Genomic DNA, 1,117 nt, shown 5'->3' on the forward strand with positions numbered 1-1,117 from the left:
TGAGCAGGCTGCGTTGGCTGACCGCGGGGGAGTCCCACGGTCCGGCACTGGTCGCGACGCTGGAGGGTCTTCCCGCCGGCGTGCCGATCACCACGGAGAGGGTGGCGGACCACCTGGCACGGCGGCGGCTCGGGTACGGCCGTGGTGCGCGGATGAAGTTCGAGCGCGACGAGGTCACGTTCCTGGGCGGGGTCCGGCACGGTCTGACGCTGGGTTCCCCGGTGGCGGTCATGGTGGGCAACACCGAGTGGCCGAAGTGGGAGCAGGTCATGGCGGCCGACCCGGTGGACGGGGAGATCCTGGCGGGTCTGGCGCGTAACGCGCCGCTGACCCGGCCGCGGCCGGGTCACGCGGACCTGGCGGGGATGCAGAAGTACGGTTTCGACGAGGCCCGGCCGGTCCTGGAGCGCGCCTCGGCCCGGGAGACGGCGGCCCGGGTGGCGCTGGGGGCGGTGGCGCGGTCGTATCTGAAGGAGACGGCCGGCATCGAGATCGTCAGCCATGTCGTGGAGCTGTGCTCCGTGAAGGCGCCGCGGGGTGTGTATCCGGTGCCGGCCGATGTGGAGCGGCTGGACGCGGACCCGCTGCGCTGCCTGGACGCGGGCACCTCCGAGGCGATGGTCGCGGAGGTCGACCAGGCGCACAAGGACGGTGACACGCTCGGTGGTGTGGTCGAGGTGCTGGCCTACGGTGTGCCGGTGGGCCTGGGCTCGCATGTGCACTGGGACCGCAGGCTGGACGCCCGGCTGGCCGGTGCCCTGATGGGTATCCAGGCGATCAAGGGTGTCGAGGTCGGGGACGGTTTCGAGCTGGCGCGGGTGCCGGGGTCGAGGGCGCACGACGAGATCGTCGGCACCGGCGAGGGCATCCGGCGGGTCTCCGGCCGCTCGGGCGGGACCGAGGGCGGTCTGACCACGGGTGAGCTGCTCCGGGTCCGCGCCGCGATGAAGCCGATCGCGACGGTGCCGCGTGCCCTTCGGACGGTCGATGTGGCCACGGGTGAGGCGGCGCAGGCCCATCACCAGCGGTCCGACGTGTCGGCGGTGCCGGCGGCCGGGATCGTGGCCGAGGCGATGGTCGCGCTGGTGCTGGCGGACGCGGTCGCGGAGAAGTTCGG

The 1,117-nt window shown here is 73.3% G+C and carries 1 protein-coding gene; it reads left to right on the forward strand.

Translation table 11 applies throughout. The features are described from left to right. Positions 1 to 1,117: chorismate synthase (gene aroC / locus NX794_RS35770; RefSeq protein ID WP_258783884.1), on the forward strand; the 1,117-nt coding region annotated here is incomplete at both ends.

The sequence above is a fragment of the Streptomyces pyxinicus genome (assembly GCF_024753135.1).
GTDB lineage: Bacteria > Actinomycetota > Actinomycetes > Streptomycetales > Streptomycetaceae > Streptomyces > Streptomyces pyxinicus.